This is a genomic window from Bacillus sp. AR2-1 (genome assembly GCF_008368755.1).
GTDB lineage: Bacteria > Bacillota > Bacilli > Bacillales > Bacillaceae_G > Bacillus_A > Bacillus_A wiedmannii.
In genome coordinates, this window is record NZ_QORY01000009.1 from 15,550 (window position 1) to 31,159 (window position 15,610).

At 31.2% G+C, this 15,610-nt stretch carries 14 protein-coding genes and 2 pseudogenes; 13 read left to right on the forward strand and 3 right to left on the reverse strand.

Translation table 11 applies throughout. From position 1 onward, the window contains the following. Nucleotides 1-10 precede the first annotated feature (10 nt). The 13 genes and pseudogenes from DT250_RS13380 (at nt 11) to DT250_RS13445 (ending at nt 13,415) form a co-directional block, all read left to right on the forward strand. Nucleotides 11-1,066: a cytochrome P450 gene (locus DT250_RS13380; RefSeq protein WP_149213122.1), complete on the forward strand. Its 1,056-nt coding sequence runs from the start codon at nt 11-13 to the stop codon at nt 1,064-1,066. Between the two features lie 10 nt (nt 1,067-1,076). Then, nucleotides 1,077-2,222 carry a hypothetical protein gene (locus tag DT250_RS13385; protein WP_149213123.1) on the forward strand — a complete coding sequence of 382 codons (1,146 nt, stop codon included), beginning with the start codon at nt 1,077-1,079 and terminating at the stop codon, nt 2,220-2,222. Further along, on the forward strand, nt 2,219-3,241 hold the full coding sequence (locus DT250_RS13390; RefSeq protein ID WP_149213124.1) for a metallopeptidase TldD-related protein: 1,023 nt from the start codon (nt 2,219-2,221) through the stop codon (nt 3,239-3,241). The genes DT250_RS13385 and DT250_RS13390 overlap by 4 nt, the downstream gene beginning before the upstream one ends. A gap of 92 nt (nt 3,242-3,333) precedes the next feature. Then, a complete protein-coding gene (locus tag DT250_RS13395; protein WP_149213125.1) occupies nt 3,334-3,981 on the forward strand; it encodes a pentapeptide repeat-containing protein in 648 nt (215 codons plus the stop codon). A 157-nt stretch (nt 3,982-4,138) separates the two neighbouring features. Continuing rightward, nucleotides 4,139-4,408 (forward strand): annotated as a pseudogene (locus DT250_RS13400) (Rpn family recombination-promoting nuclease/putative transposase); the annotation flags it as partial. Between the two features lie 724 nt (nt 4,409-5,132). Next, complete coding sequence (locus DT250_RS13405; protein WP_149213126.1) at nt 5,133-5,639, forward strand: GNAT family N-acetyltransferase; 507 nt, start codon at nt 5,133-5,135, stop codon at nt 5,637-5,639. 675 nt (nt 5,640-6,314) lie between these two features. After that, a complete protein-coding gene (locus tag DT250_RS13415) occupies nt 6,315-6,668 on the forward strand; it encodes an ArsR/SmtB family transcription factor (protein WP_016090018.1) in 354 nt (117 codons plus the stop codon). A 1-nt stretch (nt 6,669) separates the two neighbouring features. Continuing rightward, a complete protein-coding gene (locus DT250_RS13420; protein WP_149213127.1) occupies nt 6,670-7,110 on the forward strand; it encodes a DNA mismatch repair protein in 441 nt (146 codons plus the stop codon). A gap of 135 nt (nt 7,111-7,245) precedes the next feature. After that, complete coding sequence (locus tag DT250_RS13425; RefSeq protein ID WP_149213128.1) at nt 7,246-9,009, forward strand: SulP family inorganic anion transporter; 1,764 nt, start codon at nt 7,246-7,248, stop codon at nt 9,007-9,009. A gap of 79 nt (nt 9,010-9,088) precedes the next feature. After that, nucleotides 9,089-9,357 (forward strand): annotated as a pseudogene (locus DT250_RS32240) (hypothetical protein). A gap of 80 nt (nt 9,358-9,437) precedes the next feature. Next, nucleotides 9,438-9,677 (forward strand): D-alanine--poly(phosphoribitol) ligase subunit DltC, encoded by a 240-nt coding sequence (gene dltC, locus DT250_RS13435; protein ID WP_149213129.1) that lies wholly within the window; start codon nt 9,438-9,440, stop codon nt 9,675-9,677. 132 nt (nt 9,678-9,809) lie between these two features. Continuing rightward, on the forward strand, nt 9,810-10,151 hold the full coding sequence (locus DT250_RS13440) for a zinc ribbon domain-containing protein YjdM (RefSeq protein ID WP_016090022.1): 342 nt from the start codon (nt 9,810-9,812) through the stop codon (nt 10,149-10,151). A gap of 1,281 nt (nt 10,152-11,432) precedes the next feature. Then, nucleotides 11,433-13,415, forward strand: coding sequence for a methyl-accepting chemotaxis protein (locus DT250_RS13445; protein ID WP_149213130.1), 1,983 nt, complete (start codon nt 11,433-11,435; stop codon nt 13,413-13,415). A 95-nt stretch (nt 13,416-13,510) separates the two neighbouring features. On the opposite strand, the gene DT250_RS13450 is transcribed toward DT250_RS13445, so the two are convergent. From DT250_RS13450 to DT250_RS13460, 3 genes are read right to left on the reverse strand one after another with little or no spacing between them, the layout of a single operon-like run. Beyond that, the gene (locus tag DT250_RS13450; protein WP_149213131.1) at nt 13,511-13,885 is read right to left on the reverse strand and encodes a hypothetical protein; all 375 of its coding nucleotides are present in this window, start codon (nt 13,883-13,885) and stop codon (nt 13,511-13,513) included. 48 nt (nt 13,886-13,933) lie between these two features. After that, nucleotides 13,934-14,275 carry a YolD-like family protein gene (locus DT250_RS13455; protein ID WP_149213132.1) on the reverse strand — a complete coding sequence of 114 codons (342 nt, stop codon included), beginning with the start codon at nt 14,273-14,275 and terminating at the stop codon, nt 13,934-13,936. After that, entirely contained in the window at nt 14,272-15,537 is a 1,266-nt protein-coding gene (locus DT250_RS13460) for a Y-family DNA polymerase (RefSeq protein ID WP_149213133.1), read from the reverse strand. Before DT250_RS13460 ends, DT250_RS13455 begins: the two co-directional genes overlap by 4 nt. Nucleotides 15,538-15,610: the final 73 nt, after the last annotated feature.

Consider the following 15,610-nt stretch of genomic DNA (forward strand, 5'->3'; position numbering starts at 1 on the left):
GAGAATATTTTTGGAAGAAAAACAAAATGGATGCCCATTTTCTAATGAAGTTTATTTTTCTATTCAAAAAAACAAATGGATAGTAGATGACTTGAATTTAGCGAAAAATATACTAAATTCTAATTCTGTAAGAACTCCTCACTTAAGTGAATTTGATGAAGAAACCGCTAGTTTTTTTCTAGCCTTAACACTGTCGAATGATGAAAGTTTACCAAGATTAAAAAAAGTATTTTCCCGCTTTTTTACTTATAAAAATATAATATACCTATCAGACTTATACTTTATTCCTATAGCCTCTAATATCCTAGATATGCTTGAGGGTGGGGAAATACATGATGTTAAAGAAACATATATTTCGCCTTATATAAAACAGGCTATCTTTTCGTTATTAGGAATCTCGGATCGTAAAGGATTTGAGCTAATGGCAGGTGTGAACTTTACTAGAAAGCAAGATGTGAGCGAAGAGTATTCAAAAGCAGCGTATCATATTGTTTTTGAACAAATTCGAAATTTAATTATTTCAGAACCTGTTAGTTCAGACGGTTTTGTATTCTTTTTAAGAAGTTCAGAAACTTTGACGCTAGAAGAAAAAGTAACATTTGTTTACCCGTTTATTGAAATGCTTTGTGCAGAGATGACAATGGAGCTTCCTGTGGTTTTTTTGAAGAATTTATTGGAAATGAAGGAAGGGATAAATAAAATAAATTTAGATAAATTTTTGTTTGAGAAGGTATTTGAAGAATCAGCAAGGTTATTAAATAATATATGCCTTACTAGGGTAGCAATACAAGATATTGAAATTAATAATCATGAAACCATAAAGAAAGGAGATAAAATAAATATTTTAGTTTCAGAAGCAAATAGAAATGAGAGCTATTTTAAAAAGGCTAGTAAATTTATATGGAATAGAGAAAATCTGTATCAAAGTCTTTCTTTTGGACATGGAAGTCATTTTTGTTTAGGGAAAGATACAATTAAGGCAATGTCTCTGATTGCAGCCGAACAAATTCTTTTAAGAAATATAGAGTACTTTGCAGATTCTAACTCTTTTAGAACTATTACTTAGGGGGGAGAATGTGGATTTTTATAAAGAATACAGAAAAGATTTTACCCTTGAGTTTAAAATTGAGTTAAATCAAAGTGCATATTATATCTCTAATTATTATTTTGATGCTTCTTCCTTTTGTAGAGTATATAAATTTGGAAAGTGGTTTAGCAAACTAGAAGTAGATCAAATGAATATAAGTGAACATATGACTAATTACTTTAAAATTGATTTTAAAGAAGTTGAAAAATGGAACGAGTTCTTAAGTAAACAAAAAGAAAAAGATTTTGAAATAAATATACATGTGACTCATTTAAGAAGGAATTATGCTAATAGTGAAGATATCCAATTTGAAATTGTGAAATCTTGGTTTGACTTATATTTTTCATTTAATTTAAATGGAAAATTAATAAAAATTACTGATGGCACAGATTCCATATATAAAATACTAGATATGATAAAAAAGAATTTTTCTTTTTATTATACAAATTATATTTTAGATTATCCTAAAAACAATGAAGACTTAGATTTAAATCAAAGTGTGAATTTGCTGTTACCACCAACACCTGCATCAATTCTAATTCATGAAATGATAGGACATTTCTTAGAATCAAATTCAAGTTACAATCTTGATAGAATTGGAATTAAAGAGCTCAATGTAAAAAATTTGTGTACTAGATTTTATGATGATGAAGGTATTAAAGTAAGAAATAATTTCTTTATAAAACAAGGATACATAGCAAATAAAATATTCGAAAGAAAAAATAATGTTAACAAACCTTCTGGACTTGTTAAAGCCGCACCTCATTCCGGTCTAGGCCTCATCAGGTGTACAGAATTGATGACGCTTTCAGGTGGAGTGGGAGTCGGCGATTTTTACAACTTTGATAGAGAAATCATTAAATGCATTAAATTGGGTGGTGCAGAATATACTAATGGCTTTGGAATATTTCATGTTGAACATGCAGTTAAATATATTAAAGGGAAACCAGAGAAGAGTATATATCCATTTTACTTTTATATTCCTATCACTCAATTATTAAACAGAATTAGTGGAATAGGGAATGATGTGATGCTTGCTAATTCAGCACGTTGTACTAAAAATGGAATTTCAATACCAACTATCAATTATTCACCTTCAATTCTATTAAATCAAGTTACTTTATTAAGGAGATGATACAAATTCAATGGGAGTTTTTAACTATACAAACTAACATTAGCAAAGAAGGTAATAATTATCTCGAAGAAAAAAACGAGAGTTATCGACGAATGCGAATTATATACAATAATATGATTGGGACTTTTATAACGAATCAATGTGTAGACGAAGATTTTTTAATAAAAAAAGCTTTTGAAAATTTATATCCTCTTGATGGCTTGAAAATTTCTTTCTCAAGCCATCAGTTTAATAGCGATAATCTCCATAGAAAACATATAGATGGCCCAAACAATCGCTTAAGTGTTTTGTCTAGTACAGAAGAAGAAATTAGGTATTCATTAGTTACAAGTTCTGATGGTAATATACGAGAAAGAATTATTAATAATTGGTATGAATACGATTATTTGAACCCTAAGGTAATTGCTGAGGAATTAAAATTGACTGTTACAGCTTGTATCAATAGTGTTGCTAACTTACCATGGTTGTTTACTCCTTATGCAGCATCTAAACTACTACATAGTCTGCTATTAAATATTATTATTGGAAATACGAATCTCGATTTTTCTCTAGGAAATTTAATAATTAAAGATCCAGGAACATATTCTAATTTTGATTTTGAAGGGACTAAGGTTAAAGCTATCACTTTTGTTGAAAATGGGAAATTAATTACACCTGCATTTGATTTATTTACAGCAAAGAAAAGAAAAGCAGAGGCAACAGGTCATGGTGGGTTAAATGGTACTAGCATTCAAAATTTAATTGTGGATTCAGAGGAATTAGATATGGATAGGGTATTAGAAGAAAATAACCATGTACTTTTAATTTATGATGTTAACATAATTAATAATGATCTTAAGACAAAATATGTTATTTTAACCTTTTATGAATTAGGAAGTTATATGTATAAAATAGTAGACATTGAAAAACTATTTAATGAGGGAAAGTGGATTGGTACCATTAGTATGGGGATAAAACCTTTTAAAATTAAATGGCTTTTATTAACTAAACCATTATTTATATTTGATTATTTCCAATAATAAGTTTGGATATTTGTACGTTTAAATGTGAAGAAAATGAAAAATCAGTTATATTTAAGGGGGAATAGTAAATTTAGTAAAGGGGACTATTTATGGCTGTGGAAGCAAAAATTTTATCACCCAAAATACCTAGACAATTAGATGAGATTAAAATTAGTGATAGCCACAAAGAAGAAAGGCAGGTTAGTACAGGAATTATAACTAACAGTGAAATTTCTGGAGAATCTATTGACAAAATGTGTTTTGAAAAAATATTTTTTCAAAACGTTACTTTTCAAGATGTTGCATTTAGATCTGTTGAGTTGACAGACGTTATTTTTGAGAAATGTGATTTATCAAATGTTGATTTTAGTAATGCTATTATTCATAGGGTGAAATTTAAAGGGTGCAAACTATTAGGGATAAATTTATCAGAGTCTACTCTAAGAAATGTATTTTTCGATGAATGCTTTGCAGATTATGCTTCTTTTGGCTACTCCAATATAAAGAATGTTAAATTTCAGAAATGTACGCTTAGTAATGCTGACCTTTATGAATCTAAATTTAAAAATGTAAATTTCAATGAGTGTAAAATGCATCAAGCCAATCTTGCTGGTGTAGTTCTTAAAGGTGTTGATTTAAGCACTTGTCTATTTGATAATATCACTATTTCTTTAGGGAAATTGCAAGGGTGTATAATTTCTACTGAACAGGCCATTGGATTTTCAAAACTTTTAGGGGTAATTGTTAAAGATTCTTAATAATTCCTATGGAATTAATATCTTAATACTATTAATTCCATAGGAATATATAAATCAAAAAGAGGAGGATAATTAACAATCAATTTCACATTAAATCCGTGATTAATCGAGATATGAGTAATCACCTTTATATGGTGATATAAAGGTGATAAACGGTGAATCGATTGCAATAAATCAAGGTTCAAATTTAAAGAAAGCGATAAACAAATGTGAAAATATGATCCATGATTCTTCTTTCCGAACCGCATATGAAGCTCGAGAGAAATTGCTTTTAGATGAACAAGCCAAGCTAGCACATGCAGAATAAAAGGGGATGGAAAAAGGTATTGAGCAAGATAAGTTGCAAATGATTCGAGGGATGCATGAAATTGGTGTACCGCTTGAAACAATTGCAAAAGCAAGTAAGTTAAGTGTGGAGGAAATATAACGTATCTTAAAATTATAGTAAATATATATGAACCTACAGTACACATGAATAAAAGAAAGTAGATGCTTATTAATATAGTACGTCTAATAGAAAAGCATTGCTGAAGGTTTCAGTAATGCTTTTCTTAACTCGAATCAATTACGTAGTAATATTTTTAAATTATTTGAGTGGGTACCACAATATATATCACCAAGAAATGTATAAACCTAGTTAAAGAAGAGAATTTTCAAAATAAAGGTAAACATATTCTTTATATACAGATACAGTTGATTAATTTAATTCGACTAAGTCGCGGACACCAACAATGTTTAGCAATTGCTAGGGACTATCTTACTATGTTGATTTAATTATTGCTAATGAGCCAATAGCAAATGGAATTATTGACCTGTTTCAGGAACTCGAACATAAAGAAGGTAAATGCGAAATTGTTGTTACGCATTCGCAAGAGTTACAAAAAAATAGATTGAGCAGTTTATTTAAGTAAAAAAAATTTTGTTATTAATTAACATAATTTTCAAAAATGTATAGGTGTTAATATTTTTTATATGATATATTTGTCAAAGTACTATTCCTGTAGTTTTAATGATGAATCTGTAAAATAGTTTGTTTGTCCCATATATTCACCTGATACAAAAAAACTTGTAGAGATTCCTGCAAGTTCTTTTTTTAAGGATTAAATGTAAATTTGAAATAAAGTAACGATTTTTTGAGGGGAGAAAAGTAAATGTTTATAGAAGCAGAAAGATTACTAATACGAAAATTTGAATTCAAGGATTGGGAAGCTGTTCATGAGTATACATCAGATAGTAATGTTATGAAATACATACCTGAAGGGGTTTTTACTGAAGAAGATGCAAGAAACTTTGTAAATAAAAATATGGGTGAAAATGCTAAGAACTTTCCTGTGATACTAATAGATGAAAATATCCTGATTGGTCATATTGTTTTTCATAAATATTTTGGTGAACATACTTATGAGATTGGTTGGGTATTCAACCCTAAATATTTCAATAAAGGATATGCTTCTGAAGCAGCACAAGCTACATTGAAATATGGGTTTAAGGAAATGAAATTACATAGAATTATAGCTACATGTCAGCCAGAAAATACCCCATCATATCGAGTGATGGATAAAATTGGAATGAGGAGAGAAGGCTATTTCAAGAAGTGTATACCCCATGGAAATGAATGGTGGGATGAATATTATTACGCTATTTTAGCAGAAGAGTAGTGTTTCGGAGCGCATTATTTAAATCAAAATCACAATTTAAATTGTGATTTTGATTTTTGGGAATCGCTTGGTGTATAAAATCGTTAAAATGTGAGCGATGTGTCTGAAAAGTAAAGTTTATACAATGAGGAAAGTGAAATTGATAAAAAAACTCCCGTATCTGTTTAATGATACGGGAGTTTTTATTTGAATAAACATTGGTTAGATACACAGTATTCCATATGCTGATTGTATTGATAATTAAATTTAATGCACTGGCACGCTGTAATTGGTCTTGTAGTGCTCATTCTCGAAAATCTCCGTATTTTCCAAAAAAATTACGTGTGCTAAGGCATTCGTAACTTCTCATAATTTCAATCTTCGTGGAATCTATCGGCGTAAGGTTTTGAAAAAATATAGACTAGGTTAAACAGTGTTTTTCAATGCGTCCCTTAGTACTGGTATAAGACTGTTTTGCCGGGAGTAAGAGTCCATTTTGCTCATGACAATGGAATCTGATGCTGTTTCTTTGCGAATAGGGTGTAGCAAATGTTTTCTGTGCTTTTTGTTTCTTATTTAATATTTTATGATTTGTATTGAAAATTTAAAGTCCTGGAAGTATCATATACATATTCAAACATTTGAAGATGTATATGATACTTTTGTGTTTTTAATCAAAAATAAGTAGGTGTTTTTATGGGAAATGAAATGCAACAATTTAAAGCTGATTTTTTTAAAGCCTTATCACATCCATTACGAATAGGTATTCTAGAACTATTGTCAGAGGGTGAAAGAAGTGTAAATGAAATTCAAACTATCCTTAACAAGGAAGGTTCAGCTGTTTCTCAACAATTAAGTGTGCTACGTTCAAAAAACATTGTTGTTGGTACTAAAGATGGAAAACGAGTTTTATATTCTCTACGAGACCCTATGATTGTGGATTTACTGGTAGTTGCACGTAAAATTTTTAACAACCATTTAATCGATACAATTTCAATGTTAGAAGAGCTAGATGAAACAGAAAGTGAAACCATGGTAACGGAGGGATAGGTTGAGCATTGACGTTAAAAAAGAAGATATCATTCAGCATGGGATTGAAGTATTTAGCTCAATAGGAGCGCATCATGTTTGTAATGTTTGTATTAAAAGTGGGCATTCTTGCTGTTTTTCATGCCAGCATCTACAGGATGGAGTTGGATGTCAAAAGAGAAATACAGCTTGTACAGCTTGGTTATGTGGGATTCAAAGCTTTTTATTTGATCAAATAGGGTTACTGAACGAATGGAATCGTTTCTGGAATGAAATTCCGGGGCAAATGTTTCGTAGAGATTGCACCCCAGATAATGTGAAAATTAAATCGTTTATTGAAATGAAAAATTTAGATAGTCGAGGTAGTTTACTTTTAGTAGAAAGATTAAATTCCTATATACAAGAAGGAGGAGATATTGGTAAATTAGAACGTCATTTAAGTAAAACATATAACCAATATTAGGATGATTTTCTTGTGTAAAGAGTTAAAAATTGTCTGTATAAGGGTATGAGAAACGCACTTGTAGCTCAATTTTATCAAAAAAATATTCTTTCAAAAGAAGTAAGATTTATTAAAAATAGAAAAGAAGGGTTTGTAATGAGAGGGTTATTTACGGGAAGGTTTGAAGGATACTCATTGGGACATTTTCAAAGGGACCTTCTTTCTGGAATGATAGTCGGAGTTGTAGCGATTCCACTTGCTATGTCCTTTGCTATAGCTTCTGGCGTTAAGCCGGAGTATGGGATTTATACAACATGTATTGCTGGGATACTCATTTCACTATTGGGTGGTTCGAAGTATCAAATTGGAGGGCCTACAGGTGCTTTTGTTCCGATTCTTTTAGGAATTGTAATTACCTATGGGTATGAAAATTTACTGCTTGCTGGTTTATTAGCCGGAATCATCTTATGCCTTATGGGAATTTTTAAACTAGGATCTTTGATTAAGTTTATCCCACGTTCTGTAACAATTGGCTTTACGTCAGGTATTGCTGTTATTATCTTTACGGGACAAATTGCTAGTTTCTTAGGTCTAACAGGTATAAAAAAGCATGAGGAATTTTTAGCGAATCTGAAGGAAATCTTTACGCATATCAATACTACCAATTTTTATTGTGTTATAACTGCTTTGATTTGCTTTTTTGTTATACTCATCACACCAAAGATTTTGCCAAAAGTACCAGGTTCATTAGTGGGTGTTGTTATTTCAACTGTAATTGCAACTGTATTCTTCTCAGGTCAGGTACCTACTATTGGTACAGCATATGGTACGATTCCAAATATACTTCCTCAGTTTGATATACCAGAAATCACATTAGAACGTATAAAACAGTTAATTGGTCCTGCATTTGTTATTGCGATGCTCGGTGGAATTGAATCTCTTTTATCTGCTGTCGTGGCAGATGGTATGACAAATAGTAAACACAACAGCAACAAAGAGCTTATCGGTCAGGGAGTTGCTAATATTGTAACCCCGTTATTTGGTGGAATTCCTGCAACTGGAGCAATTGCCCGTACAGCAACTAATATTAAGAGTGGAGCTGTATCTCCTATGTCGGGTATTATTCATGGGGGATTTGTGTTATTTACACTCTTATTGTTAGCTCCATATGCTTCACATATTCCTCTTGCTAGTATGGCTCCCATTTTAATGGTGGTAGCTTGGAATATGAGCGAACAAAAACATTTTTATCACATACTTAAAATGAAGACTGGAGACTCTCTTGTATTATTGGTAACATTTTTACTTACTGTATTTACTAGTTTAACAACAGCTGTGGAAATTGGTCTTATTTTAGCTATTATTTTGTTTACAAAACGTATGAGTAATATGCTTGTCATAACAAAAGTGCTTCCTGATCATACAAAAAAGAATGAAAAATTGTTACCACATGTGGTAAACAAAGCTCATGACTGCCCACAAATTAGTATTTATACAATAGAAGGACCATTATTCTTTGGGGCTGCTCAAACTTTTGAACAAAGTATTTTAACGACCATTAATTATAAACCAAAAGTTCTAATTTTGCGTATGGGAAAAGTTCCTTTTATTGATACCACAGGAGAGTCTTACTTTAGGAATATCGTTCAGCATTTTAAAAAACAAGGTGGCATACTTCTTGTTTCAGGAATTCAATCAGAACTAAAAGTAACACTAGATAAGAGTGGATTGTATGCTGAGATTGGGGAAGAAAACTTTTTTGATCATACCGGGGAAGCTATTAATTGTGCTTTAGGACATTTGAATACAAAAAAATGTATAGGATGTAAGCATTTCGCATTTCATGAGTGTACCGGGCTTTCTCAGCAATCCCAGGAAGTGAATGCAATAAAGAATAAGACAAATGCATTAGATTTTTAAAAAATTCACTTCACATACAAAGTTTGTTTGATTCACTCTTTTAATCCTTTTATAAAAATAGAGAAGGAGAAAGTTTACTTTGGGGAATGCGGAGAATATTTTTACAGGGTGTGAACAAGAAGATTTTTCATACATCCAATAAATGATTATCGAACAGCAAGAAGAGAATATTTTCCTTACGTTTAAACGAAAAATAGATTATATAAACGGTATCGATTATATATTCCTTTTCCACAAGTAACAAATACCAGATTTGTAATCACATATGTTCCGGGGAACAACTATCTGTTATGCCTTAATAACAATTATACAAAGACCAGGCATAATTTTGTAATGATGATGGGATAGATTTTTAAAAATAATGTGTTAAAAAATAGAAGTCAATGAAGAAGTTTAATATAAATTATAGTTATAGAGGAGAAAAAATAATGTCTGAATTTAAAGATCAAGTGTTAAATGTGTTAGAAGAAGTATGTGAAAATGATATCGTAAAAGAGAACCCAGATGTGCAATTATTTGAAGAAGGAATTCTAGATTCTTTTGCTACAGTATCTTTATTAGTAGAATTTCAAGACCGTTTAAACATCGAAGTGTCTATTTCTGACTTTGACCGTGACGAATGGGCGACACCGAACATGATTATTAAGAAATTGAAAGCTATGGAATGAAAATAGGTGTTTGAGATACAGATAAGAATCACTTTTCAAAATTAAAGTTCATAATTGCTATTCTTATGAAGTTGTAAACAGAAATTTTAAAAAATACTTATTAGAATGATAAAGTGTGGAGGAAATGAAAATATGTCTAATTTACCAAATTGCCCAAAATGTAATTCAGAATACACTTATGAAGATGGAAATCTTTTTGTTTGCCCAGAATGTGCTCATGAGTGGACTTTAGAATCAGAAACTGAAAATAATGAAGATACAAAGGTTATTAAAGATGCTAATGGAAATGTCTTAAACGATGGTGATTCTGTAACAGTAATCAAAGATCTTAAAGTAAAAGGAACTTCATCGGTTGTGAAAATCGGTACAAAAGTAAAAAGTATACGTTTAGTAGATGGCGACCATGATATTGACTGTAAAATTGATGGTTTTGGAGCTATGAAATTAAAATCTAAATTTGTTAAAAAGATTTAAATGAAATAGAACTAGTTGGACTTAATTATTTAAAATCAATTAACATATACCATTTTCAAGGTGGAAATTAAATAACTTTTATAAGGGAAAGATTTCATTCATGATAAGTATGCTTGAATGAGGTCTTTCTATTTTTTGAACTCATCTCAACTGTATTTTAAAAAAATGATGTGTGAATATGCTAGAAACATAAGAAGGGAAATTCCTTAACGTGTGAAAATTGGCTTTTAAATCTGAACTGTCTCTTAGCGTATAATATCCAAGTTTTGGTGGCAAGAATCTATGTAGCCACATATTGAGATGGCCCTCAGACTCTCCCTCAATAGCGCAGAGTAAGTCTTTTTATTTATTTCTGGCTCGTATATTACATGATTATCAATAAAAATCCTAGGGTCTTAATATTGAGAAATAAAGAAAAATATTTTAATGTAAGTTTCAGTTTAAAGAAAAGTAAGCGTCTATAATGTATACATATGGGAAGAACGTAGTTATATATTTATTAAAAAAAGAGTAAGAAAATATCAAAAGAGAATCTAGCGGAAATTAACAAATTAGGTAATAGAATAACTTTCTTTACTGACTAAGTGTCCTGTTTTATTAATAAGGATAGAGTAATGATATATCTATAGAATATACAAATAACTTAGTGGTGGGTTAAATAAAGAACATCATCATTAAAATACATATTGATTGGTGCTGTTATTCATTTGAATCTTAGTAATACCCTGATATAAACACTAGCCCAAAAAAGTTCGCAATCTATTATTAGTAATTCATGAAGATAAGATAATGAAAAAATATTTTTTCATTTTAATATTTAAAACTTATGTATACGTGTTACAATGAAGTCCTCCAATTTATTTTATTCTTCTATTTGGAATTTATGGTTTAGTACCCAATAAAACAAAAGTGGCTGTAGTAAATAGATAAAAGAATGAAGTGAAGCGGCCAGAGTGGTTAAAAGGCTGTTAAGTATAGTTATCCAAAGAATAAATTCACTTAGTTAAGTTAAAGGAAATTTATTGTGGTAAGGATTTCATCCAATTAATTTAGAATAATTCGTAGTCTTAACAGTGCTTACTATAGAAAAATTACATATTTGAAAGGGGGATAGATACAACTCCGCTTGTAAAAATTAAATTGTTATATGAGAAGATATGTGTAAAACAATATAACGGTGATTTCATATCGAATGATGCCATAAATTAATGTAGAAAAAATAAAGGAGCAAACAATTAAATAAACTATATCAGTTGTAAGAATGAAAGGGAGAAGTAGAGAGTGTTTAAAATAAAAGAAAGATTAGAACAAATGAAGCTTAAAACGAAGTTGTCTATGGCATTTATTGCAATATTAATTATACCTAGTCTTATCGTAGGAGTATCGTCTTATGATAAAGCAAAAACAGATCTTAATGAAACAATTCTACAAACTGCGAAAGATAATGTGAGTATCTTAAATAAGATAGTTGATGATGAATTAGAAAATAAACATGTAGATGTAACTCATTTTGCAAAGATACTTACACAAGGTGATTATAATGCTGACCAATTGCAAAATGTACAAATTAAATTTGATCAATATATACAGTTACATCCAGAGATAGAAACAATTTATACTACATCCAGTAATAATCAATTTATTCATGCACCGGTTGGAAAAATACCAGAAGGATTTAATCCGTTAGAAAGTAGTTGGTATAAGGATGCAGTAAAAGCTAATGGAGAGATTATTGTTTCGTCTCCCTATAAATCAAAGGCTACAGGGAATATGGTAATAGCAATTGCAAAGCAAAATGCTGATAAAAGTGGTGTCATTGGTGTGGACTTGAATATTGATGATATCGTAAAAACTTCTAAAATGATAAAAATAGGAAAACAAGGCTTTGTATCTATAGTAAGTCAAGATAAGACTATCGTTGTTCATCCTACACTTAAGCCAGGTGAGAAATTAGAGAAATCATTAGCAGATGAACTATACAAGAAAGAAGATGGAGTAATTACTTATAGCCTTAATGGTGAGGATCGAAACATAAGCTTTAAAACAAACAAAAAAACAGGTTGGAAAATAGCTGGTGTAATGCCTATTAAAGAAATTGAAGAAGCTACCAATCCTATTTTTTATAAAACGCTCACTATAATAGGGGCTTCATTGTTGTTAGGTGGAATTGTAATTTTCTTCATTCTTAAATCTATTATTAATCCACTAAGGCAATTAGTTATTTCAGCTCAAAGAATTAGCCAGGGAGATTTAACTGAGAAAATAGATATTCGTTCAAAGGATGAACTTGGTCAATTAGGTGGTAGTTTCAATGCAATGGCAGAGTCGTTGCGTAATTTAATTTCTCAAATTAATACATCTGCAGGACATGTGGCTGCTTCATCTGAGGAACTAACCGCTAGCGTAGAGCAAGCCAGTGTTGCGACAGAACAAATTACAAAAGAAATGGAAGAAATATCGAATAGTGCAGAAGTTCAAAATAATGAAGTGGCGTCTGGTGCGAAATTAATTGGTGAGGTAACACGAAACATTCAATGCGTAGCTGATAATGCTTCTGAAGTATCGGCTTCATCCTTATACACAAAACAAAAAGCCAATGAGGGTGAACAATTAGTAGAACAGACTGTAACGCAAATGCAGTCCATCCATCATTCTGTTTCTCAATCCGATAATGTAATTAAATTATTAGATAAGAAATCGCAGCAAATCGGAAGTATATTAGAAGTAATTCAAAATATTGCAGCACAAACAAATTTATTAGCATTGAATGCAGCGATTGAAGCGGCTAGAGCAGGAGAACAGGGGCGTGGCTTTGCAATTGTTGCCGATGAGGTCAGGAAGTTAGCGGAGCAATCATCCGAATCTTCAATGGAAATTGGAAGTTTAATTAATGAAATACAAGCAGATGTACATGAGACTGTAAAAGCTATGAATGAAGTAGGAGTTGAAGTGCAGTCGGGGATTCAGGTTGCGAATGATACAAAACAAAGTTTTTATGAAATCTCAAAATCTGCAAATGATATCGTGTCAAAAGTACATGGTATGGTGGAATTATCAAATAAAATGACAAGTGATGTAATGGAAGTCGATACATCAATTAATCAAATATCTATGGTTGTGAAAGAGAATTCTTCAAGTATGCAAACGATAGCCGGTTCATCTGAGGAGCAACATGCTTCTATGGAAGAGATAAATTCTTCAGCAATACAATTAGCACAGATGGCCGAAGAACTTCAAGAATTAATTGGTGGATTTAAGATATAAGTTCAGATTCTAGGATAGAATCCTAGATAGTATGTTTAAGGATAGAAGTTAAAAATCTTTTAACGATAAAAGGAGCAAATTAATTTGCTCCTTTTTCACTTGAATTCTACATGGAATTTAGTATCAATGATTCCAAAAGCAACTTTACATGGGAACGGATTTCTCCCTGTTGAAGCAACACACATACATGAAAGTACCCAATATTCCAATTCTAAAGGTAAGCGGAATGCTTGGATACTACCATCATTGTTTTTTACTGTTACAATCGGTGTATTTACTCTAGTTGTAGCGAAACCATCTGTTGTTATCATCGCTACTGCATCATTATTATGAAAACCAGCGCTTAAAACCTCGTAAGTTAGTCCATCTTTCTCATTGATAATCATAGGTATATTTAAATAGGGGTAGTTATTTATATCATTATGAGTAATTGTTCTCGCTATATTCTTTCTTATCTGATTCCCTTGCATTTTATATACTCCTTTATAATACTCCAAAGTTAATCACCTAAATCTATTCTATTTTACGTCTATTATATTCGTAAATTGTATTGTCATCTTATTATAGAAAGCATCAGTACATATGATAGAGCTATGTAATGGATCTATATCGATAACAGTTATATAATTAGTGAGTAAATAACCTTCTTCATAATATGTAATTAATATCTCTTCTTCAGATAGCAACGAACATAGTAACATGTTTTCAATCAGTTCTTTCTCTTCAGAGGTTAAAATGGGGCGTGCTACTTTATTTTTTTCTTTGATCATTTCATGTATTCCGACGAATTGTTCTGGCATTGCTGCAAATGGCGTCCATTTTACCATTCCTCTTCCTTTTGGCATATTAGCGTTGTTCATGCTTTGTGTCCCCCTAACAGTGTGTTTCTGTATCTTGCTGTTGCATTATTTGTATAGGAAATTCCTCTTAATATGCTATTTTTTCCAAACTTTGTGCGTATTTCATCCATTACTTTCGTTAGCTTTATTTCTTTTTCTCGTTGTATGATGTTATCAAAAAGGGAAATTTGTTCTTCTCCTTCACCAATTAGTTTTGTTAGAGAAATAGTAATACTTCTAATTGGTTCTCCAGTATATTGTTGATGTAGAAAATATAGACAAACTTGATAAATGTCCATGGTTAGGTTTGTCGGACGGCTTAAGGTATGTGTTTTGCTAAAGCCACCCGAATAATTTTTACTATATCCAACGGAAAAATGAACGGTTTGAGCAAGTTTGTTTTGTTGTCTTAATCGATAGCAAACTTCTTCGGTATGTTCCAGTAGGATAATCGGAAATTCTTCTATCGTATAATCACGCATTAAAATTTGGCTTTTTCCTATAGAAGTTGTAACCGGAACATATTTTTCTGAAATCCGACTAAAATCAATCCCATGACTATGTAAGTGTAATTCTTCGCCAATCACGCCAAAGCTTTGTTTTAAATATTTAAGAGGATAATTAGCTAAATCTCCAATAGAATGTATTCCTTTTTGATTTAATTTTGTTTCAGTTTTATATGAAATCCCCCAAAACTTACTAAGCGGCCGTATGTTCCATAATTTTGTAGGTACATCTTCGTATTTCCAATAAGCGATTCCGTCTTTATTTTTCTTTGCTTCAATATCTAAGGCCACCTTACTCATCAATAGGTTAGGGGCAATCCCGATTGTGCATTCAATTCGTGTATGTTCATATATCTCACGTTTAAACTGTAATGCAAATTCAATTGGATCTCGGGCAAATAGATGGATGCTATTGGTAATATCCATAAAAAATTCATCAATGCTGTATTGATGAAAGTCTTCAATAGGAACATATTGTAGAGCTAATTTCGTTATGTAATTGGAGCACTTAATATAGGTTCCCATAATTGGATTCACAATAAGGATATCTTTTTGTCGGGGAATCTCGTATAGCCTTGCCATCTTCTTTACACCTATAGCTTTTAAAGGTGGGGTTGCGGCTAAAACAATGGACCCACTCCTATTCACATCACCGACTACAGCTAATTTTGTATGAAGTGGGTCTAATCCCATTTTGATGCAACTAACAGAAGCATAAAAGCTACGAAGATCAACACATAAAATGATTCTATTCGGTAAAATTGAATAGTCATACACTATAACTCCTCCTAATAAAATAAAGAACGTTTGTTCTTATTATACACGAACTTACGTTCTTTGATGAAGTGGT

Coding starts and splice junctions, on each gene's coding strand:
- DT250_RS13440 (WP_016090022.1), top strand. CDS start 9,810: ATGTCTAATTTACCAAATTGCCCAAAATGTAATTCAGAATACACTTAT.
- DT250_RS13415 (WP_016090018.1), top strand. CDS start 6,315: ATGGGAAATGAAATGCAACAATTTAAAGCTGATTTTTTTAAAGCCTTA.
- DT250_RS13450 (WP_149213131.1), bottom strand. CDS start 13,885: ATGCAAGGGAATCAGATAAGAAAGAATATAGCGAGAACAATTACTCAT.
- dltC (WP_149213129.1), top strand. CDS start 9,438: ATGTCTGAATTTAAAGATCAAGTGTTAAATGTGTTAGAAGAAGTATGT.
- DT250_RS13395 (WP_149213125.1), top strand. CDS start 3,334: ATGGCTGTGGAAGCAAAAATTTTATCACCCAAAATACCTAGACAATTA.
- DT250_RS13455 (WP_149213132.1), bottom strand. CDS start 14,275: ATGAACAACGCTAATATGCCAAAAGGAAGAGGAATGGTAAAATGGACG.
- DT250_RS13405 (WP_149213126.1), top strand. CDS start 5,133: ATGTTTATAGAAGCAGAAAGATTACTAATACGAAAATTTGAATTCAAG.
- DT250_RS13425 (WP_149213128.1), top strand. CDS start 7,246: ATGAGAGGGTTATTTACGGGAAGGTTTGAAGGATACTCATTGGGACAT.
- DT250_RS13390 (WP_149213124.1), top strand. CDS start 2,219: ATGATACAAATTCAATGGGAGTTTTTAACTATACAAACTAACATTAGC.